Below are 19467 nucleotides of genomic sequence, written 5' to 3'. Positions count from 1 at the left end.
CCTCTCCATGAACAACAGCCAACTTTCTTCCTTCTCTTTCTCCTCCGTGCGCCGCGCCATGGCGTTCGCCGCCGTCGCGCTCGCCGTCGCGGCACCCGCCGTGCAGGCCCAGACGGCCAACGGCCCCGATGGCTATCCCTCCACCGGCCGCGTCGTGATCGTGGTGCCCTTCGCGCCCGGCGGCGCCACCGACATCGTGGGCCGCCTCCTGGCCGATGCGCTCGGCAAGCGCTGGGGCACCGCGGTGGTGGTCGACAACAAGGCCGGCGCGGGCGGCGGCATCGGCACCGAGTACGTCGCGCGCGCCAAGCCCGACGGCTACACGCTGCTGCTCGGCACGCAAACCGCGCTGGCCGTGAACCCCACGCTGCAGAAGAAGATCAGCTACAACGCCGAGAAAGACTTCGCACCCGTCACAGGCCTCGCGAGCACGCCGCTCGTGCTGCTGGCCGGCAACAAGTCGGGCGCCAAGGACGTGGCCGCGCTGATCGCCGCCATCAAGGCCAAGCCCGATGCCGTTTCGTACGGCACCAGCGGCCCGGGCACCTCGCAGCATCTGACCACGCTGATGCTGCTCAACCGCGTGGGCGCGACCGCGGTGCACGTGCCCTACAAAGGCAGCAGCCAGTCGTTGGTCGACCTCGCGGGCGGCCAGATCGACATGCAGTTCGACAACATGACCACGGCGCTCGCGTTCGCGAAGAACAACCAGGCCAAGGCGCTCGCGATCACGAGCGATGCGCGCTCGCCGCTCGCGCCCGAGCTGCCGACGCTGGCCGAATCGGGCGTGCCGGGTTTCGAGGCCTCGACCTGGCTCGGCCTGCTGGCGCCCGCGGGCACGCCGGCGCCCGTGGTGGCGTGGCTCAACAGCGAAGTGGTCGCGGTGCTGAAGCAGCCGGCCATGGCCGAGCGCCTTGCGGCGCAGGGCTTCACGCCCAAGCCCATGTCGCACGAGGGCTTTCGCAAGTTCATCCAGGACGAGACGGTCAAGTTCGCGAAGGTCATCAAGACCAATAACATCGTGCTCGATTGAGGGCAGCCACCGCCATGGACCATCACCACCCCATCGACACCCGCCTGCCCGCGATGCTGCGCAGCGGCCGGCGCCTGCGCGGCCTGTTCAACGCACTGCCGAGCCCTGCCATCGTCGAGATGTGCGGCTATGCCGGTTTCGACTTCATCATTCTCGACAACGAGCACGGCAGCGCCAACCTCGAGACCACCGAGCACATGCTGCGCGCGGCCCGCGCGAGCGGCATCGCGCCGGTCGTGCGCTGCCTGCGGCAGGACATCTCGCGCATCCTCGACATGGGCGCGGGCGCTGTGCAGATCCCGATGGTCGAGAGCGCCGAGGAGGCGCGCGAACTCGTGCAGCAGGTGCGCTACCCGGGCGTCGGCCGCCGTGGCAGCGCCTTCAGCCCACGCGCCGCGGGCTACGGCGCGTTCCCGGGCGCCGCCCACACGCAGCGCAGCAACGAAGGCATCGCGCTCATCGTGATGATCGAGACGCCCGAGGCCGTGGCGCAGGCCGCCGCCATCGCCGCGGTCGAAGGTGTCGATGCCGTCTTTGTCGGACCGAACGACCTGTCGCATGCGATGGGCTTCGGCAGCGACTGGAAGGCCCCCGAGGTCGAGGCCGAGATCGAGCGCGCGCTGCGCGCGGTGAGCGGCACCGGCACCTGCGCGGGCACCATCGCACTCACGCCCGAGGACGAGGACAAATACGGCGCCTGGGGCGCGCGCTACTTCGCGAGCGTAACCACGAGCATCATCACGCGCGCATTCCAGCAGGCCTCGGCGGCCGGCGGACGCCTGCAGGGCGAGGCCAAGCTCGGCTACTGACGCGCGGCGGCGGCCTCGCCCGCCAGGCGCACGCTGAGCCGGTCGCGCGCCAGCCTGGGCATCGGCGGCAGGCGCGTGAAGGCGCTGCCTTCGACCTCCGCCAGCAGCTGGTCGGCTTGCGTGCGCTCGGCCGCAGTCAGCGCCGCATACGCATCGGCGGCGCGCTGCAGCATCCAGAGACTGTAGGGCCGCACGATGCGTTCGCCGCGCTCGCCTTCGATCTCGCAGTCGTGCATGCCCAGTGCACGCGGCACGGCATGCTCGCCCGGGTGCTCAGCCATCCACGCGTGCAAGCGCTCGATCGAGTCGACCAGCACCGGCAGCTGCTCGCGCATCATGCGGCGCAGCACGGGCAGCAGCGTGGGCGGCACGGCATCGGCAGGCGCGAAGCGGCCGTCGGTGGGCATGGCGTTATCGCGCAGGCGCTCGATCCACGCGACCACGTGCGGCGCGAGCCGCTTCATCAGCGCGCCGCTCGCGGGGTCGCGGTATTGGTGGGCATAGAGCGGACCGTAAAGCCCGAAGTCGGCGATGCTGGGCCGGTCGCCGAGCACGCAGCGGTGCACCGCGAAATGCGCATCGAGTTCCAGCAGCAGCGCCTCGTACGAGCGCTCGATCGCGGCGTGCATGTGGGGCTGCGCACCCAACAGCACGGCGGCCTGCGCGAAGGGCTGGGCGCGGCGCTGGCCGATCTCGAACTGCGCGTCGGCCGAAGCGTCGGGCGCGTTCAATCGTCCGAACGCCCGCATCGCCCACTCGCGGTTGTGGTGCCAGCGGTAGTGCATCGCCGGGATGATCAGCCACTCGTCGCCGTAGAGCTCGAGCAGGCTCGCGACGAACCGCTGCACCCCGCCCGCGGGCGCGATGCTCGGCACCGGATGCGCGGCCTCGAGCGCGTCGATGATGTCGGTGCTGTCTTGCAGCAGCGCGCCACTCGGCGTTCGCAAGACCGGGATCACCGGAAATCCCACGCCGGGCACGATCACGCTGCGATAGATGTCGGCATCCGCCTCGCGCTCTGTGAACGGCAGGCCCTTCCATTGGAGGTAGGCGCGGACCTTGCCGCTGAAGTAGCTGATCTGGGCGCCGTAGAGCAGGTAGGCATCGTTCATGGGCTGCATGGTAGGCAGCGCCGCGGCGAGCCATGGTCGCCGGAGCGACGCGGGACGCGCTGGACGCAGCGACTACAGTCGCAGCCATGCAGACCAAGTGGCTCGAAGACCTCATTGCGCTGTCGCACACCGGGAGCTTCACCCGGGCTGCCGAGCAGCGCCACGTGACGCATCCGGCGTTCGGCCGCCGCATCCGTGCGCTCGAAGCCTGGGCCGGGGCCGCCCTCGTGGAGCGGCACGGCACGTCGGTCCGGTTGACCAGCCAGGGCGAGAAGCTGCTCGGCTTTGCGCTGCAGGTGGTGCCGGCCATGGCGCAGGCCAGAAGCGAGATCGCCGGGGCGGACGGGCAGGGGCGCACCGCCACGGTGACGCTGGCTACGGGGCGCACACTGGCGCGCACGGTCGCCGCCGACTGGCTCGCGAGGATCAGGCGGCAGCGCGCGGGCGTCCGTGTGGTGGTGCGCACCGGTTCCATGGCGGAAACGCTGCAGCGCTTCGAGCGCGGGGAATCGGATTTCATGCTGACCTACCACCATCCGCAGATCGCGCTGCGTCTCGGTTCGCACCAGTACCTGCAGCGCAGGATCGCGAGCGACCGACTGGTGCCGGTGGGCAAGGTCGATGCCCGCGGTCAGGCGGCGTTCAGCGTCGACCAGGCCGAGGCGATTCCCTTCCTGGCCTATGCCCAGACGCTGGCCCTGGGCCGCCTTGTGAGCGACCACCTGAGCAACCACCCGAAGGCGCCCCGGCTCACGGAAACCATCGAGTGCGATTCGGCCGACGCGCTGCTTGAGTACGCGCTCAAGGGATTGGGCGTGGCGTGGCTTCCCTGGTCTCTGGCTGCGGGCGCCTGCAAGGCGCGGCAGCTGGCGCCGGTGGGCAGCAAGGCCCTGGAGATCGGCTTCGAGATCCGCATGGTGCGCGCCAAGCGAAGGCTCTCCGCCGCGGCGGAGTCGTTCTGGCAGACCGTCGACCCCGGCTGAACTCCGGTACCTTCCTGCAAGCCTGTGTGCCGAATCGGCACTGCTGCGAAGCTCGCGGCCAACAGAATGCGGGCACCACAGGAGACAGACCATGAAGATTCCCCATGCCCTTCGCGTTGCCGCGTTCTCGGTTCTTTCCGCCGCTGCCTGCGCGGGCCCGGCTCTGGCCCAGGAGACCGCCTACCCGGGCAAGCCGATCACCGTGCTGGTCGGCTATCCGCCGGGCGGGAGCACCGACCTGACCGGCCGCGCAGTGGCCGACCAGCTCGCGAAGAAGCTCGGCGTTGCGGTGGTGGTCGAGAACGCGGGTGGTGCGGGCGGCGCGATCGCCGCGACGAAGGTGTCCAAGGCGGCGCCCGACGGCTACACCCTGCTGCTGGGCGCCAACAACGAGATCGCCATCAACCGGCTGATCACGCCCGGCACGGTCAAGTACAGCTACAAGGACTTCACGCCGATCGGCCTGGTCGCCTCTCAGCCCATGGTGTTGGTGGCATCGCCCGGCGCGGGCGTCAAGAACGCGGGGCAGTTCCTCGATGCGGTGTCGGCCAAGCCGGGGCAGTTCAGCTACGGAAGCAGCGGGGTCGGCACGGCGCTGCACCTGGCCGGCGAGATGGTGAAGGAGCAGGGCGGCCTGTTCATGACGCACATCCCCTACCGCGGCGTGGCGCCGTTGACCATCGACCTGGTGGGCGGCTCGCTCGACTACGGCGTGTTCGTGCTGTCCAGCGGCCTGCCGCACATCCGCAGCGGCAAGGTGGTGGCGATCGGCGTGACGCAGAAAAGCCGGTCGCCGGCGGCCCCGGACATTCCCGCCCTCGCGGAGTTGCCGAAGCTGAAGCACATGGACATCGGCGTCTGGTTCGCATTGATGGCGCCGCCCAACCTGCCGGCACCCATCCTCGCGAAGCTGCGCAATGCGCTGAGGGAGATCCTGCAGACCGCGGAGCTGCGCAAGAAGCTCGAGGAATCCGGCTCGACCATCGCGCCGCTCGACGTCGACATGGCGCGCTTCCTGGCGGAAGAAAGCGCCAAGTATCAGCAGATCGTCGACTTCGCGAAGATCACGGAATGACGGCGCTGCACTTTGCGCTGCCCAGGCCCGAGCTCGGCGCCTGGCGCGCGGGCAATACCGGGACCGAGGGGGTGTGGCATTTCGAGTCGGGCGCGCCCGGCCGCCGTGTCATGGTCGCGGCGCTCGTCCACGGCAACGAGCTGTGCGGGGCCTGGGCTGTCCGGGGCCTGCTTGAGGCCGGCGTGCGCCCATGCCGCGGCACCCTCACGCTGGCCTTCTGCAATCTCGCCGCTTTCGACCGGTTCGATCCGGCCGCATTCGATGCGTCGCGTTTCGTCGACGAGGACCTGAACCGGCAATGGTCCGCGGCGCGCTTGGCGCAGGGCGGCACGCTGGAGCGGCGCCGCGCGCAGGCGCTGCTTCCGTTCGTGGCGCAGGCAGACTGGCTGCTGGACCTGCACTCGATGCATGAATCCGGTGCCCCGCTGTTGCTCCCAGGGCCGCATGCACGCAACCTTGCGCTTGCGCGAAAGCTGCGCGCACCCGAGCACGTGGTGGTCGACGAAGGGCATGAGGATGGCACGCGCATGCGCGATTTCGGCCATTTCGGATTGGCCGACACCGAGGCGGTCGACAACCGGTCGCTGCTTGTTGAGTGCGGCTTCCACGGCGACCTGTCGAGCCGTGACGTGGCCCAAGACATGGCCGTCCGGTTCTTGGTCGAAGCCGGGATCCTCGAGGCCGCAGTGGCGCAGGAACTGCTCGCGGGCTGGCGCCGTCCCGACGCGCCCCCGCAGCGCGTGTTGCGAGTGACAGGCGGTGTCGTCGCGCGCAGCGAGCGGTTCCGGTTTCTCGGCGACTACCGCGGCCTCGAAACCCTACCGAAAGCGGGAACGCCCATCGGCGACAACGACGGGGAGGCCGTCATCACGCCTTATGACGATTGCGTGCTCGTCATGCCCTCGCTGCGGCAGTTGCGGCCTGGCGTGACGGTGGTCCGTTTCGCGAGAGAAGCGCCGTCTTGACGCCCGACCGGTACGACATCCGCCTCAGCCCATTTCCTACACGCGGGAACCTTGAGGGCCGCGCATGGTGAAACCGATGGTTCATTCACCCACACGGAGCACACCATGACAAAGAAGCAGGATTTCTTGCGCAAGGAACAGAGCCGCGACAAGCATCCGGAGCGCGACCAGGTCGGCGGCCCCGTGCGCGCGGCCACCGCCACCGCGCACGGTACCGCCGAGGCCGATGCGCAGACGCCGCAAAGCGGCAAGCTCGCAAACGACCACAACAAGATGGGTCAGACCGAGCCCACGCAGCTCAACCAGGGACGCCGCACGCCCGAGAGCCGGCACGATCGCCTGACCCTGGGCGCCGGCTCGCAGAACCAGGTCTCGGTGCGCAAGGGCGGCGGCGGCGCCGGGCGCGCGCCGCGCGGCGCGGGCTGATGCACGGCGCTGCTCACAGCTGGTCCTGCGGAATCAACCATGACAGCCAAAGCATGCGCAACCGGAGGAGCAGGCCGACACCGGGCTCCTTCTCGAGCACTTCCCCTTCGGGGCCGTTCGCCACCCAGCGCAACGCTTGCGTCTGCTGATCGAGCAGCACCTCATAGACACCTTCGGCCGAATCCACGACCGCCATGCGCTGCCTCGAGGTTTTCGCCGGTTCGCCGGGTGCTCGCCGGCCGGCACCAAAGGTGCTGATCGTGACGACGCGTGCCGGCGAATGGGACATCCGCAGCGCGATGGCGCGCGGTGTGCAAGGCTATCTCCTGCTGGGCTGCTCTGCCGAGAGGATCGTCGACGCGGTGAGATCGCTGTCGCGCGGCGGGCGCTGCTACGACGACGCGGTCTCGGCGCGCATCGCCGACAGCTTGGTGCATGCGTCCCTCACCAAGCGCGAGCACGACGTCCTTCACCAGATGTCGCAAGGTGCAGGGAACAAGGAAATAGCGCGCACGCTCGACATCCAGCTCGGGACCGTCAAGGCGCATGTCAAGGCATTCTCGGCAAGCTCCAGGTCCGCTCCCGCACGCAGGCGGTGGTCGTCGCGGAACACCGGGGGCTGCTGCGGATGATGTGCGAGTGAACCCGCCTGCAGGGTTCGCTCAGGCTCAATCGAGCTTGATGCCCACCGTTTTCACTACCTTCTCCCACTTGCGCGTGTCGGCGTTGACAAGTTCGGTGAACTCGGCCGGGCCGAGCGCGCCGGCTTCCATGCCCATCTTGGTGATCGATTCGCGCACGTTGGGTTGCGCGAGCACCGCCCCGAACTCCTTTGCAAGGCGGTTGACCACCGGCATCGGCGTGCCGCCGGTCGTGAACACGCCATACCAGGAAACCACGTCGTAGCCCGGCACGCCCGATTCGGCGATGGTCGGCACCTGCGGCATCGAATCGACGCGCTTGGCGCTGGTCACCGCGAGGATGCGCACCTTGCCGGTGTCGGCACCGGCCTTGGCCGACGGCAGGCTCGCGAAGGTCATCTGCGCCTGGCCACCCATCACGTCCTGCATGGCGGGTGCGTCGCCGCGGTAGGGGATGTGCGTGATGAACACGCCCGCCATGCTCTTGAAGAGTTCGGCCGAAAGATGCGAGATGGTGCCGTTGCCCGGCGAGGTGACGTTGAGCGTACCCGGATGCGCCTTGGCGTACGCGAGCAGCTCCTTCACGTTCTTCACCGGCAGCTCGGCATTGACGACCAACGCGTTGGCCGACCTGGCCACGAGTGACACCGCCTGCACGCCCTTGACCGGATCGTAGGGCAGCTTGCTGTAGATCGATGGCGCGATCGCCTGGCCGCCGACCGAGCCCATGAGCAGCGTCTGGCCGGTGGGCTTGGCGCGCGTCATTTCCGAAGTGGCCACGGTGCTGCCGCCGCCGGGCTTGTTCTCGACCACCATGGTTTCCTTGGTGTTGAGCTGGAACTGCGTGGCGATCAGGCGGGCCATCACGTCGTTGCCACCGCCGGGGGAAAAACCGACCAGCAGGCGGATGGGCGAAGGCGGCAGGTCCTGGGCAACGGCCTGTCCCAGGGTCATCGCCATCGCGACGGCCGGAACGATTCGGGTGAAAAAGCGCATGTCTCAATCCTCGAAGAAAGCGGTGCGGCCTTGGTGGGCCGACGGTGCCGCGGGTTGTTGAAGGGCAAGTGTCCGGATGCTTTGCTTGAGGCGCTCGCGCGCCTCGTTGCTCGTGTCGCGCCGTACCTGGTTGCGCCGGCGGTCGTCTGCCGAAAGCCGTTCGAGCTCGGCGACGCGCTCCTGCACGCGCACGGGTGCAGGGCCGCCGCGCACGAGCCGGCTCTCGACGCTCGCCATCGGGTCGAGGCTCTGGCGCACTTCTTCGTCGCTGAGCGCGAGCGGCCGGCCGAGCTGGTCCCGGGCGGCGCGGTTCAGCATGTCGAGGCCGACCTCGTCGGCGCCGAGCGCGCGGTCCATCGCCTCGCGCACCACGGCGCCCACCACGTGGTGCGACTCGCGAAACGACAGCCCCGAGCGGCGCACCAGCAGGTCGGCCAGGTCGGTGGCCGTGCTGAAGTCGCGGCGCACGCGCTGCGACATGGCTTTTCCATTCGGCGTGGCGCTGCGCACCACGAGGTCGAACAGCGCAAGGCAGCGCAGGCATTCCTCGCCGGCCTCCCAGACGCTGCGCATGCCCTCGCGGCTCGCATCGCCGGTGTGGCTGAAGTTGGTGCCCTTGATCGTCGAGAGCGATGCGCCGAGCAGGCCGATCAGGTGGCCGCCCTTGCCCTTGAGGTACTCGAGCACGACCGGGTTCTTCTTCTGCGGCATGATGCTCGAGGTGCCCGCCACGCGGTCCGGAAAGTCGATCAGACCGAACTCGCTGGTGCACCACACGAAGTAGTCCTGCGCGAAGCGGCTCCAGCCCACCGCGCAGATCGCCATGGCCGCGAGCAGCTCGAGCGCGAAGTCGCGCGAGCCCACGGCGTCGAGCGCATTGGGCAGCACGCTGCCGAAGCCCAGCAGCCGCGCAGTCGCTTCGCGGTCGATCGCGAACGAAGTGCCCGCGAGCGCGCCCGCGCCGAGCGGGCAGCGGTCGATGAGGCGTTCGACCTGCTGCACGCGCTCGATGTCGCGCGTCAGCACCTCGGCCATCGCCGAGAGATAGAAGCCATAGGTGATCGGCTGCGCGGGCTGCAGGTGCGTGTAGCCCGGCATCACGGTGCGGCAGTGCTTCGTCGCGCCCGCGAGCGCCGCGTCGCGCACGGTGCAGAGGGCCTCCACCAGCGACAGCGCGAGTTCGCGCGCCCGCATGCGGTCGGTCGTGGCGAGGATGTCGTTGCGACTGCGCGCCATGTGCAGGTAGCCGCCCACATGGCTGCCGGCCACGGCCATCAGGTGCGCTTCGTAGTTGAAGTAGGCGTCCTCGATCGAGGGATCGAGCGGCACGGCGGCCACGCCTTCGTCCTCGATGCGCGCGAGCGCACGCGCCAGCTGCGCGGCCGGCTCGGGCGGCATCAGCCCGGTGCGCAGCAGCATCAGCAGGTGCGCCTGGTTGACGTCGTTGAGCGGCGCGAAAACGGCCGGAAAGTCCTTGGCGAGGCGCGGCGCGTAGATGTGCTCGGTGACCTCGGGGGCGGTGCCTTCGGTGAGGCGGCGGCTGACTTTGGAGTTCATTATTTTTTGGCGAAACGGACCACCGCGTCGCGCGAGGCCTGGGTCTGCGGCAGCGAGGCGATCTCGCCCAGCGTCACCGGCTTGATCGGGAAGCGCACGCGGTAGCTGCCCACGTCGCGCGGATGCCGGCCCTGCTCGTCGGCCATGACTTCGGCGACCGTGAGGCCACAGAAGCGGCCCTGGCACGGGCCCATGCCGCAGCGCAGGAAGGCCTTCAACTGATTGGGCCCCTGGCAGCCGATGCGCGTGGCCTCGCGCACCTGCGCGGCCGTCACTTCTTCGCAGCGGCAAACGATGGTGTCGCCGACCGGCCGGCGGAGGCGCTCGGGCACGCGGTACAGCGTCTCGAAGAACTCGCGCCCGCGCGTGGCACGCGACAGGGCGGTGCGGTGCGGTGCGGCTTCGCTGTTGCGACGCGCAGTGTCGATCACGCCGAGCGAGGCCGCGGCATGCACGGCCGCGAGCCGGCCGCGGTGTTCGGCCGCGACGGCGCCCGCAATGCCGGCGCCATCGCCCGCGATGGTCAGCTGCGGCACCGAGCTCGCACCCCAACCATCGACCACGGGCTCCCAGCAGTCCTGTCGTTCGTTCCAGGCATGCTCGGCACCGAGCGCGCGCGACAGGTGCGTGTTCGGCACCACGCCCTGGTGCAGCAGCAGCTGGTCGACCGCGAGCGTGTGTGTCTGGCCACCGGCCTGGTAGCGCAGCTGCGCAAGCCGGCCGGCATGCCCGGGCGCCTCGAGCGCCTCGAGTGCCGTCACGTTGCCGATGATGGGCACCTGCGCCTTCACGGCGCGCAGCAGCTTCAGGCCCTTGCCGAGGTAGGGCGAGCGCAGGAAGCCCCAGGCGAACGGCAGCGCATGGCGCCACTGGCCGGGCATGCCGGTCTCGAGCAGCGCATGGACTTTCACGCCCGCATTCAGGTACTGCCAGGCCAGCAGGTAGAGCAGCGGTCCGGCGCCGGCCAGCACCGTGGTGCCGGTGGGCACCACGCCCGCGGTCTTGAGCAGGATCTGCGCCGCGCCCGCGGTGAGCACGCCGGGCAGCGTCCAGCCCGGGATCGGCACGGGCCGTTCTTGCGCGCCGGTCGCGACGATGATGTGCCGGCAGTGCAGCAGCCCGCTCGTGCGCTCGGCCGCGTTCGAATACGCGACTTCGAAGCCTTGCGCGGTGGGGCTCACGGCCCAGACCATCGTGCCCGCGACATGGCGCGCGCCGCTCGCGCGGAACGGCGCCAGCAGGTCGAGCCCGTGCCAGTAGTCGGCGCCGAGGATCGCGCGGTCCTGCACTGGCGTGCTGCCGATCGCGCGGTAGATCTGCCCGCCCGCGGCGGGTTGTTCGTCGATCAGCACGGTGTCCAGGCCGAGGCCTGCGGCGCGCGTGGCTGCGGCCAGGCCCGCGGGACCGGCGCCGATGACCAGCAGGTCGCATTCGAGCGCTGGCGGCAACTGCAGCGGAGAGCTGGCGTTCATGCCTTCACCTCCCGCGCACCGAGCTGCCGCGTCACCACCATGCCGTCGCGCACTCGCGTCATGCAGGCCTGGCGGTTCGCCTCGCCGTCGATGCCGACCAGGCAGTCGTAGCAGATGCCCATCATGCAGAAAGGTCCGCGCGGCACGCCGGTCACCGCGGTGTCGCGGCAGGCGTCGATGCCAGCGGCCAGCAGTGCAGCCGCCACGCTGTCGCCCTCGGCGCAGGCGAGTGCGGCACCGTCCACGGTGATGCGCACCGTGCGCCCGGCGGCCCCGGCGGGGTGCTCAAGCCGACTGAACATGGAATCTCCTGGTCGAAAAGCCGTCGAGTTCGGGCGCGAGGGCACCGGCGGCGATCATGGGTGCGAGCGTGAAGGCGTGGGTCGCCGCCAGCGTGACGCCGCTGTGGCAGGTCGCGATGAAGGCGCCCGGATGGCGCGCGGATTGTTCGTAGACGGGAAAGCCGTCTTGCGCACGCACGCGCAGTGCCGACCATGCGCGCACCGCACGCACGTCCTTCAGTGCGGGCAGCGTGCGCACCGCGCGGTCGGCCAGCGTGGCGAGCACCGGCAGCGTGGTCACGTGCTCGGCATAGCCCGCATCTTCCTGCGAGTCGCCGACCAGCCAGCTGCCTTCGTCGTTCTGGCGCAGCGTGACCATGGGCGTGTCGAGCAGCCGGCGCGTGCGCTCGAGCACGATGATCTGGCCGCGCTGCGGCGCCATCGGCAGGTCGATGCCGACCTGTGCGCCGAGCGTGCCGTTGTGCAGGCCCGAGGCGAGCACGATGCGCCGCGCATGGATGCAGCGCCCCGCGGCGGTGCGCAGGTGGAACATGCCGGCCGAATGCTCGATCTTCTCGACCCCGTGGTGCGGCAGGTAGGAGACGCCGCTTTGCGCGAAGGCCGTGTGCAGCGCGCGCAGCAGCTTCAGCGGGTTGACGATGCCGTCGTGCGGCGTCCAGATCGCACCGGTCACGTCGCGCCCGAGGCCGGGCACCAGCGACGCGGCCTGATGGTGGTCGAGCAGCTTCCATTCGTAGGGCTCGACGCCTTGCTGCGCCATGAGCCGCTCGACCCACGCGAGGCGCGCCTCGATCTCGTGGTCGCCCATCAGCGGCGTGAGGCCGCCCTTCTGCTCGAGCGCCACGTCGATGCCGGTCTCGTCGCGCAGCTGCGCAGCCAGCTGCGGCCAGAGCCGTGTCGAGCCCAGCGTCCAGCGGCTGTAGGCACCCATGCCGTAGCCCTTGCTCTGCAGCCAGACCAGGCCGAAGTTGCCGCGCGAGGCGCGCAGCGCGATGTCGCCCTCGTCGAGCACCGCGATCGACTCGACGCTGCCGCGCAGGCCGTAGGCGATGGCCGAGCCGACGAGGCCGCCGCCGATCACGGCGACGTCGAAGACGGCGGAAGAAGAAGTCGGATTGTTCGCCGGCGCAGCCATCAGCACGGCCTCGGGCGGGTTCGCAGATTCATCGGAATACTCGTGGGTTCCTGGTCTTTTCAAGGGCCAACGAGTATTGCGGCGCCCCCCTGCCGGACGCAAATACGAGTGTGTCAGGCGCCCATACGAAAACCGTATGGGCTCTGCGGCCGCCCGAGGTCAGTCGAGCGCGCGGAGTTCCTCGGCGATGACCTCGCCGGCCAGCGCCTGGAAGCGGTCGACCAGCGCATTGAACGGCCGGTGGCGCGCCTGCAGCAGGTAGCTCACGAAGGGCACCTGCGGCGCGAAGGGGCGCACCACGATGCCGGTGTGGCGATAGCTGCGCGCGACCAGCGGATTGACGATGCTCACGCCGAGGCCCAGCCCGACCATCTGGCAGATGGTGGCGCCATAGGGCGTCTCGAAATGCATGATGCGGCGGTCGTTGTCCGCGAAGACGGCATCCACCGCCGCGCGCAGCCCGTCGCCATGCGCCATCGAGATGAACGACTCGCCCGCCAGGTCGGCCGGCCCGATCACCGCCTTCGCCGCGAGCGCGTGCCCCGGCGGCAGCACGCAGCAGCCGTTCACGTCGCACACCGCATGCGCATCGGTCATCGCGCCGGGCGGCAGGTACGACACGAAGCCCAGGTCGCACACGCGCGTGCCGACCCATTCGGCCACCAGCTGCGAGCTGCCGGTGTCCATCGCAACGGTCACTTCGGGATGGTCGGCATGGAAGCGCTGCAGCACCAGCGGCAACACCGTCATCGCGAGCGAAGGCACAGTGGCGATGCGCAGCCGGCCCTTGCCGAACTGGCGGATGTTGCGCGCCGCGTCCTTGAGCGCGTCGAGTCCGACGAAGGCGCGGTCCACCTCGCGCAGGAAGGCCATGCCTTCCTCGGTCGGCGTGAGCCGCCCCGCACTGCGCGTGAACAGCACCAGGCCGGTGGAGGCCTCGAGCTGCGCGATGAGCCGGCTCACGTTGGGCTGCGAGGTGTAGAGGTCGGCCGCCGCCGCCGTCATGGAGCCCGAGCGCATCACGGCGCGGAAGGCGTCGATTTCCTTGAATTTCATCGGGGCAGTCCCTGCACGGTCTGGCCGGCAGGCGCATCGGGGCGCGCGCACTGCGGCATGTGCGTGCGGACGAGCGCCTCGACCAGGCCGGCCTGCAGCCGATCCTTCGTCACCTTGAGCGGATCGCGCGAGGGATAGGCGGCCAGCACACGCTTGATCTGCACGAAGTCCAGTGGGTGCATGGTGTGCATCAGCGCCATCTCGCCGTTGGTGGCCACGACCATCTGGCTGAAGCGCGGCGAAGCGAGGATGCGCTCCCCTGTGGAAGGCTGAACGGCCCAGAAATCGTCCTCGTGCTCGCTCAGGCGCAGCGGATGCGGATCGTCTTCCTGGGCCATGCGCCGGATCACGTCGACCTCGAAGCCCTCGGCATTGCGCACGGTCTCCTTGCGGTCGTCGAGGCGTTCGAAAGACTTGTCGACCTTTTTCAAGAGGCCGAGGAACGACGCGTCGGCTTCCTTCATCCGTGAGAAAAACGCCAGGCGCTTTCGCGTGTCGAAGAGCAGGTCGATGTCCCGCGTGGCCATCGCCTCGGGCGCAAGGCGCACGCCGCTGGCACTCTCGTAGGCATAGAGCGAATGCGTCCCGACGACGGTGAAGTGTTCCGACAGCCCGGCCGCGTCGAGTGCGTTCAGCACCTTGACGACGATCGGTGGAACGCGCCCCACGCGCAAGGCGCGGTTGAGTCGCCGCTGTTCTTCGGCGGTACGCTCGATGGCCGCCAGGCGTTCGGCATTCGCTGCCTTGCGCTCGCTGAAGGTCCCGAACATCTTCCGCGTTTCGGGGCTCTCGGGTCCGAGGGACTTGTGGGCGCCCTTGGGCGAGGTCCGGATGAGGTACTTTCCCCCGGAAATCTCTCGCCAGATCATCCCGCCACGCGTTTGCGCGGCCGCCTTCCGCACCCGGCGAAGTTCATCGAAGACGCTCTCCGCGTCGATGTACTGCCGCTTCTGGCTTTCGCTGTTTTCAATGATTCCGGGCATTTCACTGTATTCCTGGGTTTTTGAAAGATACAGTGAAAAGCCTTATAGATCAATGAGTTGCGTTCTCCGTTTGGCCATGCGCGCTCAGCGCAACGCCGCCGCCAGCGCCTCGATCACCGCCGCCTTCGGCGAATCGCGCAGCCACGCCAGCCCCACCGGCGGCAGGCTCCACGGCAGCGGTCGCGGCAACACCTCGGCCGCGCCGGTGGCGGCCACGGCCTGGGCCACGTCGCGTGGCAGCACCGTAACCGCGCGCGGCAGGTGCTGCATCGCCGAGGCGACGGTGCGCACCGCGTAGGCCTCGAGCAGCGGCACCGGCAGGCAGCGGCCCGCGGCGGCGAACACGCTGTCGATCATCTGGCGGATCGGCGTGTCCGCGGGCGGGAAGATCCAGTCCATATCGGCCAGGCGCGAGATGTCGAGCGCCGATTGCCGCGCCAGCCGCGCGGCGCTTGCCTTCGACACCACCACGCAGGCTTCCTGTCGGTAAAGCAGGCGCTGCACCAGGTCATCGTCGGTGCTGTCGTGCGAGAAGCGGCAGATGGCGCAGTCGAGCGCGCGCTGGCGCACCGCCACCACCAGGTTGTGCGTGGTGTCTTCGTGCGCCAGCAGCGCGATGCGCGGCTGCTGCGCGAACAGGTGCTGCCAGGCCGCGTCGAGCGTCTGGGTGGCGGCATAGGGAATGACGCCGATGCGCAGCCGCCCCTGCAGGCCGGCGCCGTTGACCGCGTGCAGTTCCTGCTGCAGCGCGCGGCTGTCGGCCACCGCGAGCCGTGCGCGCGCGAGCACCACCTCGCCGGCCATCGTCGGCTCGAGCCCGCGGCGGCTGCGCACGAAGAGCGGCGTCATGAAGATGTCTTCCACGTCGGCGAGCGCCCGTGTCACCGTGGGCTGCGCCAGCGAGAGCTGCTCGGCCACGCGCGTGATGGAGCGGTGCCGCTCGACGGCGAGCAGCAGCACGTAGTGGCGCAGCTTCAGGCGCGTCTCGAGGCGCAGCGCGAAGGCGTCGGAGGGGGTGGAGGGCAGGGCTGTTGCGGGTGGCATGGTCGACGCGAGCATAGCAATCGATGCATGCATCCATAGCATTTCATGTGCATTGGCCTATTTCATGCGTCCAGAATTGCGCCATGAACAGCAACAGCTTCACCACCCGCCCCGAGATCGTCGGCACGCAGGGCGTCGCGGCCGCCACCCACTGGCTGGCCGCGCAGACCGCCATGGGCGTGCTCGAACGTGGCGGCAATGCCTTCGACGCGGCCGCGGCCGGCGGCTTCGTGCTGCAGGTGGTGGAGCCGCACCTCAACGGCGCGGGCGGCGAAGTGCCGATCCTGCTGTGGACCGAGAAAGAGCGGCGCATGCAGTCGGTCTGCGGCCAGGGCGTGGCACCGGCCGAGGCCTCGGCCGCGGCGTTTCGCCGGCTGGGGCTCGAGCAGGTGCCGGGCATCGGCCTGTTGCCCGCCACGGTGCCCGGTGCCTTCGGCGCCTGGCTCACGATGCTGCGCGACCACGGCAGTTGGCAACTGGCCGACGTGCTGGCGCCGGCGATCGCCTATGCGCGCGACGGCTGTCCGCTGATCCCGCGTGCGGTGCAGGCCATCGTCGCGGTGCAGTCGCTGTTTCGCGAACATTGGCCCAGTTCGGCGGCGGTGTGGCTGCCGGACGGCAAGGTGCCGATGCCGGGCGCGCTGTTCCGCCAGCCGCAGCTTGCAGCCACCTACGAGCGCATCCTGCAGACGGCCGAGCGCGAGGGCGGCGACAGCCGCACCGGCACCATCGACGCCGCGCTGCGTTGCTGGTACCAGGGTTTCGTGGCGCGCGAGATCGATGCGTACTACCGCACGACGAAGGTGCGCGACACCACTGGCGCCGACCATGCGGGCCTGCTGCGCTACGAGGACATGGCCGGATGGCAGCCCACGGTCGAGGCTCCGCTCACGGTCGCGTTCGGCCGCTACACGCTGGCCAAGTGCGGCTTCTGGAGCCAGGGCCCGGCCTTCCTGCAGCAGATCGGCATGCTGCGTCATGCCGACCTTGCGCAGCACGCGCCGCACACCGAAGGCTTCGTGCACCGCATCGCCGAAGCCGCCAAGCTGGCGCTGGCCGATCGCCTGGCTTGGTACGGCAGCGCGCCCGGCGCCTCGCGCGAGGCGCAGGCTGCGTTGCTGTCCGACGACTACCTGCGCGCGCGCTGGCAGTCGATCGGCGACACGGCGTCGCAGCAGCTCGCGCCCGGCGCGCCGCTCGGCATGGCGCCGCGCCTGCCCGACCTCGACGCCGCCGTGCGCACGCTGCGCACGGCCGACACCCGTTTCGGCATCGGCGAGCCGACCTTTGCGGCGCTGCCGCCGGTGGCCGAGTGGGCCGAGCGCGAAGTGTTCGTGGGCGACACCTGCCACATCGACGTGATCGACCGCCACGGCAACATGGTGGCGGCCACGCCTTCGGGCGGCTGGCTCTCGTCGAGCCCGGTGGTGCCGTCGCTCGGCTTCGCGATCAACACGCGGCTGCAGATGACGTGGCTCGACGAGGGCCTGGCCAACACGGTGACGCCCGGCGTGCCGCCGTGCACCACACTCTCGCCCTCGCTCGCGCTGCGCAACGGCGAGCCCTACATGGTGTTCGGCACGCCGGGTGGCGACCAGCAGGACCAGTGGTCGACGGCGTTCTTCTTGCGCCATGCGGTGCACGGCATGAACCTGCAGGAGGCGATCGATGCGCCGGCCTGGCATGTCGACCATTTCCCGGCGTCGTTCTGGCCGCGCGCGACCACGCTGAACCGGCTCACTGCCGAATCGCGCTTCGCGCCCGAGGTGCTCGATGCGCTGCGCGCGCGCGGCCACGGCGTGCAGGTCGGCGAGCCCTGGTCCGAAGGCCGCATGTCGGCCTGCAGCCGCGAACGCGATGCCGAGGGCCGCCTCGTGCTGCGCGCCGCTGCCAATCCGCGCGGCATGCAGGGCTACGCGGTCGGGCGCTGAGCGCTGCCGCCACACCACAGATTTTCAACAAGGAGGACTTTCCATGATTTCCATCATTCGCCGCGGCATCGCACTCGTCACGCTCTGCGGCTTTGCCACGCTTGCCGCCGCCCAATGGCCCGAGCGGCCGATCACGCTGGTGGTGCCCTGGGCGCCCGGCGGCTCGACCGACATCCTCGCGCGCTCGCTGGCCGAGCAGCTCACCAAATCGTTGGGCCAGACCGTGATCGTGGACAACCGCGCCGGCGCGTCGGGCAACATCGGCTCCAACTACGTCGCCAAGGCCAAGCCCGACGGCTACACGCTGCTCATCGGCTCGATGAGCACGCACGCCATGAACCCCGCGCTCATGCCTTCCATGCCCTTCCGCGGCGTGGAAGACTTCACGCCCATCGCGCAGATGGCCAACGTGATCAACACCATGGTCGTCAACCCCGCGGTGCCGGCGGCCAACGTGAAGGAGTTCGTCGCCTATGCCAAGGCCAACCCCGGCAAGCTCGCCTATGCCTCGGCGGGCCCGGGCTCGACCAACCACCTGAGCGCGGTGCTGTTCGAAAAGGCCGCCGGCATCCAGATGCTGCACGTGCCCTACAAGGGCGGCGCGCCCGCGGTGGTCGACACGGTGGCCAACCAGACGCAGGTGCTGTTCTCGGCCGGCACGCAGACGCTGCCGCACGTCAAGGCCGGCAAGCTGCGCCTGCTCGGCGTGACCGAGGCCCAGCGCTCGCCGCTGCTGCCCGATGCGCCCACCGTGGCGGAAACGCTGCCGGGCTACGCGCTCGGCGTGTGGTATGGCGCCTTCGGCCCGGCCGGCATGCCCGAGGCGCTGGTCGTGCGGCTCAACGACGAGATCAACAAGGCGCTCGCGCAGCCCGAGGTGCGCAGCCGCATGGACGCGATGGGCGTGGAGATCGTGAAGGGCACGCCGCAGCAATTTGCCGCCGTGCTGCGCAGCGACGCCGACCGCTACGGCAAGATGATCCGCGAGCTGGGCATCAAGAATGAGTGAAGGGGAAACGTTGTTGTGCCTGCCGCTGGCGGTGTGCCGCGCGCTCACGCACGAGCTCCCGCGCGCGGGCGACATGGCTGCGGCGCTGCGTTGCATCGACGGGGTGCGCAGGCAGCAGCTCGGCGATGGGCTGCTCACGGTGAACGTCGACGCATCGCCTGCTCCGGACGAGGGCGACGAGACCGTCGAGCTGCAGCGCGTGTGGACCTCGGACCCCGCGGCCTACCCGGTCGGCGGCCGCAAGCGCAAGGCCATGACGCCGTGGACGCGCCAGCTGCTGCGCCGCGGCGAGCTCTACGTGGGCGAGGGCGAAGCGGCGCTGCGCGAGGTGTTCGACGACCACGCGCGCATCGCGGCGCTGGGGCTGCGGACGGTGATCAACGTGCCGCTCCTCGATGCGCGCGGGCGCTGCCGTGCGACCTTCAACCTGCTGGGGGTGCGGCCGGCGTGGCAGGTGCAGGAGATTGCGTTGGTGGAGTTGATGGCGCTGCTGGCGACGCCATGGGTGCTCAGTGGTAGTCCTCTTCGCGCTGATGACGGACGGCCAAGACCCTGACTTGCCGAGCTGGGAGGATTTCGTAGGAGCCACATAGCCCGTCCTCGGCATGTGAGGTCATCTCAACCCCGAACAACTCTGTCACTTGCTGCTGGCGCTTTGCAATTCGCGGCGTCGTGCATCAATGCGGGCCTGAACGCGGTCGAACACTTCGTCCACGGGGTGTGAAACGCCGTTGCGCAGATAGCCCTGCCAAGCGACCTCCCCGCGCGCATGGAAGTCCGTCTGGACGCGACGGAAGTTCACCGCCCGGCGCACGGCATCTGCCACGAAGGTGCTGATGGTTTCCTCTTTGCCCAGGACCGATTCGAGCTCGGCCCGAAGTTCCGGCTCAACGCGAACGGTAGGCAACGTGCATGCTTTCATAGCTACGAGCGTAGCG

Annotated in this window: 21 protein-coding genes; 10 read left to right on the top strand and 11 right to left on the bottom strand. The window is 69.6% G+C overall.

Annotated elements, in window-relative coordinates; genetic code table 11:
• Positions 1-7: 7 nt before the first annotated feature.
• Together AC3A6G_RS14415 and AC3A6G_RS14410 are read left to right on the top strand one after the other, a co-directional pair.
• Positions 8-1033 (top strand): Bug family tripartite tricarboxylate transporter substrate binding protein, encoded by a 1026-nt coding sequence (locus tag AC3A6G_RS14415; RefSeq protein ID WP_487860229.1) that lies wholly within the window; start codon positions 8-10, stop codon positions 1031-1033.
• Between the two features lie 14 nt (positions 1034-1047).
• Positions 1048-1842: an HpcH/HpaI aldolase family protein gene (locus AC3A6G_RS14410; RefSeq protein ID WP_487860230.1), complete on the top strand. Its 795-nt coding sequence runs from the start codon at positions 1048-1050 to the stop codon at positions 1840-1842.
• Here AC3A6G_RS14410 and AC3A6G_RS14405 read toward each other — a convergent pair.
• Positions 1836-2963: a glutathione S-transferase family protein gene (locus tag AC3A6G_RS14405; RefSeq protein WP_487873929.1), complete on the bottom strand. Its 1128-nt coding sequence runs from the start codon at positions 2961-2963 to the stop codon at positions 1836-1838. The two genes, AC3A6G_RS14410 and AC3A6G_RS14405, sit on opposite strands and share 7 nt — an antisense overlap.
• A gap of 77 nt (positions 2964-3040) precedes the next feature.
• On the opposite strand from AC3A6G_RS14405, the gene AC3A6G_RS14400 reads away from it, so the two are divergent.
• From AC3A6G_RS14400 to AC3A6G_RS14385, 4 genes are all read left to right on the top strand, one after another.
• Entirely contained in the window at positions 3041-3937 is an 897-nt protein-coding gene (locus AC3A6G_RS14400) for a LysR family transcriptional regulator (RefSeq protein WP_487860232.1), read from the top strand.
• A 91-nt stretch (positions 3938-4028) separates the two neighbouring features.
• A complete protein-coding gene (locus tag AC3A6G_RS14395; RefSeq protein WP_487860233.1) occupies positions 4029-5012 on the top strand; it encodes a Bug family tripartite tricarboxylate transporter substrate binding protein in 984 nt (327 codons plus the stop codon).
• Positions 5009-5977: a M14 family metallopeptidase gene (locus tag AC3A6G_RS14390; protein ID WP_487860234.1), complete on the top strand. Its 969-nt coding sequence runs from the start codon at positions 5009-5011 to the stop codon at positions 5975-5977. Before AC3A6G_RS14395 ends, AC3A6G_RS14390 begins: the two co-directional genes overlap by 4 nt.
• Before the next feature lie 105 nt (positions 5978-6082).
• Positions 6083-6403, top strand: a complete 321-nt coding sequence (locus AC3A6G_RS14385) for a hypothetical protein (protein WP_487873928.1) — start codon at positions 6083-6085, stop codon at positions 6401-6403.
• Positions 6404-6416: 13 nt separating this feature from the next.
• Here AC3A6G_RS14385 and AC3A6G_RS14380 read toward each other — a convergent pair whose 3' ends face one another.
• A complete protein-coding gene (locus AC3A6G_RS14380; RefSeq protein ID WP_487873927.1) occupies positions 6417-6599 on the bottom strand; it encodes a hypothetical protein in 183 nt (60 codons plus the stop codon).
• Here AC3A6G_RS14380 and AC3A6G_RS14375 point away from each other — a divergent pair.
• A complete protein-coding gene (locus AC3A6G_RS14375) occupies positions 6598-7035 on the top strand; it encodes a LuxR C-terminal-related transcriptional regulator (RefSeq protein ID WP_487873926.1) in 438 nt (145 codons plus the stop codon). The two genes, AC3A6G_RS14380 and AC3A6G_RS14375, sit on opposite strands and share 2 nt — an antisense overlap.
• Positions 7036-7071: 36 nt before the next feature.
• Here AC3A6G_RS14375 and AC3A6G_RS14370 read toward each other — a convergent pair whose 3' ends face one another.
• The 8 genes from AC3A6G_RS14370 to AC3A6G_RS14335 all read right to left on the bottom strand — a co-directional run bounded on the left by AC3A6G_RS14370 (position 7072) and on the right by AC3A6G_RS14335 (position 15622).
• The gene (locus AC3A6G_RS14370) at positions 7072-8040 is read right to left on the bottom strand and encodes a Bug family tripartite tricarboxylate transporter substrate binding protein (RefSeq protein ID WP_487873925.1); all 969 of its coding nucleotides are present in this window, start codon (positions 8038-8040) and stop codon (positions 7072-7074) included.
• A gap of 3 nt (positions 8041-8043) precedes the next feature.
• Positions 8044-9600 carry an argininosuccinate lyase gene (gene argH, locus AC3A6G_RS14365; RefSeq protein WP_487874006.1) on the bottom strand — a complete coding sequence of 519 codons (1557 nt, stop codon included), beginning with the start codon at positions 9598-9600 and terminating at the stop codon, positions 8044-8046.
• Entirely contained in the window at positions 9597-11069 is a 1473-nt protein-coding gene (locus tag AC3A6G_RS14360) for an FAD/NAD(P)-dependent oxidoreductase (RefSeq protein WP_487860239.1), read from the bottom strand. Before AC3A6G_RS14360 ends, argH begins: the two co-directional genes overlap by 4 nt.
• Positions 11066-11371, bottom strand: a complete 306-nt coding sequence (locus AC3A6G_RS14355; protein WP_487860240.1) for a (2Fe-2S)-binding protein — start codon at positions 11369-11371, stop codon at positions 11066-11068. The genes AC3A6G_RS14360 and AC3A6G_RS14355 overlap by 4 nt, the downstream gene beginning before the upstream one ends.
• Positions 11355-12506, bottom strand: a complete 1152-nt coding sequence (locus AC3A6G_RS14350; protein ID WP_487860241.1) for an NAD(P)/FAD-dependent oxidoreductase — start codon at positions 12504-12506, stop codon at positions 11355-11357. Before AC3A6G_RS14350 ends, AC3A6G_RS14355 begins: the two co-directional genes overlap by 17 nt.
• Positions 12507-12665: 159 nt before the next feature.
• Positions 12666-13562 (bottom strand): LysR substrate-binding domain-containing protein, encoded by an 897-nt coding sequence (locus AC3A6G_RS14345; protein WP_487860242.1) that lies wholly within the window; start codon positions 13560-13562, stop codon positions 12666-12668.
• Entirely contained in the window at positions 13559-14332 is a 774-nt protein-coding gene (locus AC3A6G_RS14340) for a GSU2403 family nucleotidyltransferase fold protein (RefSeq protein WP_487873924.1), read from the bottom strand. Before AC3A6G_RS14340 ends, AC3A6G_RS14345 begins: the two co-directional genes overlap by 4 nt.
• A gap of 297 nt (positions 14333-14629) precedes the next feature.
• A complete protein-coding gene (locus AC3A6G_RS14335; protein WP_487873923.1) occupies positions 14630-15622 on the bottom strand; it encodes a LysR family transcriptional regulator in 993 nt (330 codons plus the stop codon).
• 50 nt (positions 15623-15672) lie between these two features.
• On the opposite strand from AC3A6G_RS14335, the gene AC3A6G_RS14330 reads away from it, so the two are divergent.
• Genes AC3A6G_RS14330 through AC3A6G_RS14320 form a run of 3 tightly spaced genes read left to right on the top strand, consistent with a single transcriptional unit; the run spans position 15673 to position 19085 of the window.
• Positions 15673-17520 (top strand): gamma-glutamyltransferase family protein, encoded by a 1848-nt coding sequence (locus AC3A6G_RS14330; RefSeq protein ID WP_487860245.1) that lies wholly within the window; start codon positions 15673-15675, stop codon positions 17518-17520.
• Between the two features lie 43 nt (positions 17521-17563).
• Positions 17564-18529: a Bug family tripartite tricarboxylate transporter substrate binding protein gene (locus AC3A6G_RS14325; protein WP_487860246.1), complete on the top strand. Its 966-nt coding sequence runs from the start codon at positions 17564-17566 to the stop codon at positions 18527-18529.
• The gene (locus tag AC3A6G_RS14320) at positions 18522-19085 is read left to right on the top strand and encodes a GAF domain-containing protein (RefSeq protein WP_487873922.1); all 564 of its coding nucleotides are present in this window, start codon (positions 18522-18524) and stop codon (positions 19083-19085) included. Before AC3A6G_RS14325 ends, AC3A6G_RS14320 begins: the two co-directional genes overlap by 8 nt.
• 81 nt (positions 19086-19166) lie before the next feature.
• On the opposite strand, the gene AC3A6G_RS14315 is transcribed toward AC3A6G_RS14320, so the two are convergent.
• Positions 19167-19451 (bottom strand): YlcI/YnfO family protein, encoded by a 285-nt coding sequence (locus AC3A6G_RS14315; RefSeq protein ID WP_487873921.1) that lies wholly within the window; start codon positions 19449-19451, stop codon positions 19167-19169.
• Positions 19452-19467: the final 16 nt, after the last annotated feature.

The organism is Variovorax sp. Soil_C_26, from assembly GCF_057657075.1.
Note: the sequence above shows the minus strand (reverse complement) of the source record. Positions and strands in the feature narration are given on the sequence as shown.

Bases quoted from the DNA above. Each gene is read 5' to 3' on its own strand.
- AC3A6G_RS14335 (WP_487873923.1), bottom strand. From the start codon at position 15,622: ATGCATGCATCGATTGCTATGCTCGCGTCGACCATGCCACCCGCAACA.
- AC3A6G_RS14330 (WP_487860245.1), top strand. From the start codon at position 15,673: ATGAACAGCAACAGCTTCACCACCCGCCCCGAGATCGTCGGCACGCAG.
- AC3A6G_RS14415 (WP_487860229.1), top strand. From the start codon at position 8: ATGAACAACAGCCAACTTTCTTCCTTCTCTTTCTCCTCCGTGCGCCGC.
- AC3A6G_RS14390 (WP_487860234.1), top strand. From the start codon at position 5,009: ATGACGGCGCTGCACTTTGCGCTGCCCAGGCCCGAGCTCGGCGCCTGG.
- AC3A6G_RS14360 (WP_487860239.1), bottom strand. From the start codon at position 11,069: ATGAACGCCAGCTCTCCGCTGCAGTTGCCGCCAGCGCTCGAATGCGAC.
- AC3A6G_RS14345 (WP_487860242.1), bottom strand. From the start codon at position 13,562: ATGAAATTCAAGGAAATCGACGCCTTCCGCGCCGTGATGCGCTCGGGC.
- AC3A6G_RS14340 (WP_487873924.1), bottom strand. From the start codon at position 14,332: ATGTTCGGGACCTTCAGCGAGCGCAAGGCAGCGAATGCCGAACGCCTG.
- AC3A6G_RS14395 (WP_487860233.1), top strand. From the start codon at position 4,029: ATGAAGATTCCCCATGCCCTTCGCGTTGCCGCGTTCTCGGTTCTTTCC.
- AC3A6G_RS14355 (WP_487860240.1), bottom strand. From the start codon at position 11,371: ATGTTCAGTCGGCTTGAGCACCCCGCCGGGGCCGCCGGGCGCACGGTG.
- AC3A6G_RS14410 (WP_487860230.1), top strand. From the start codon at position 1,048: ATGGACCATCACCACCCCATCGACACCCGCCTGCCCGCGATGCTGCGC.
- AC3A6G_RS14405 (WP_487873929.1), bottom strand. From the start codon at position 2,963: ATGCAGCCCATGAACGATGCCTACCTGCTCTACGGCGCCCAGATCAGC.
- AC3A6G_RS14320 (WP_487873922.1), top strand. From the start codon at position 18,522: ATGAGTGAAGGGGAAACGTTGTTGTGCCTGCCGCTGGCGGTGTGCCGC.
- AC3A6G_RS14370 (WP_487873925.1), bottom strand. From the start codon at position 8,040: ATGCGCTTTTTCACCCGAATCGTTCCGGCCGTCGCGATGGCGATGACC.
- AC3A6G_RS14380 (WP_487873927.1), bottom strand. From the start codon at position 6,599: ATGGCGGTCGTGGATTCGGCCGAAGGTGTCTATGAGGTGCTGCTCGAT.
- AC3A6G_RS14325 (WP_487860246.1), top strand. From the start codon at position 17,564: ATGATTTCCATCATTCGCCGCGGCATCGCACTCGTCACGCTCTGCGGC.
- AC3A6G_RS14375 (WP_487873926.1), top strand. From the start codon at position 6,598: ATGCGCTGCCTCGAGGTTTTCGCCGGTTCGCCGGGTGCTCGCCGGCCG.
- AC3A6G_RS14385 (WP_487873928.1), top strand. From the start codon at position 6,083: ATGACAAAGAAGCAGGATTTCTTGCGCAAGGAACAGAGCCGCGACAAG.
- AC3A6G_RS14350 (WP_487860241.1), bottom strand. From the start codon at position 12,506: ATGGCTGCGCCGGCGAACAATCCGACTTCTTCTTCCGCCGTCTTCGAC.
- AC3A6G_RS14400 (WP_487860232.1), top strand. From the start codon at position 3,041: ATGCAGACCAAGTGGCTCGAAGACCTCATTGCGCTGTCGCACACCGGG.
- AC3A6G_RS14315 (WP_487873921.1), bottom strand. From the start codon at position 19,451: ATGAAAGCATGCACGTTGCCTACCGTTCGCGTTGAGCCGGAACTTCGG.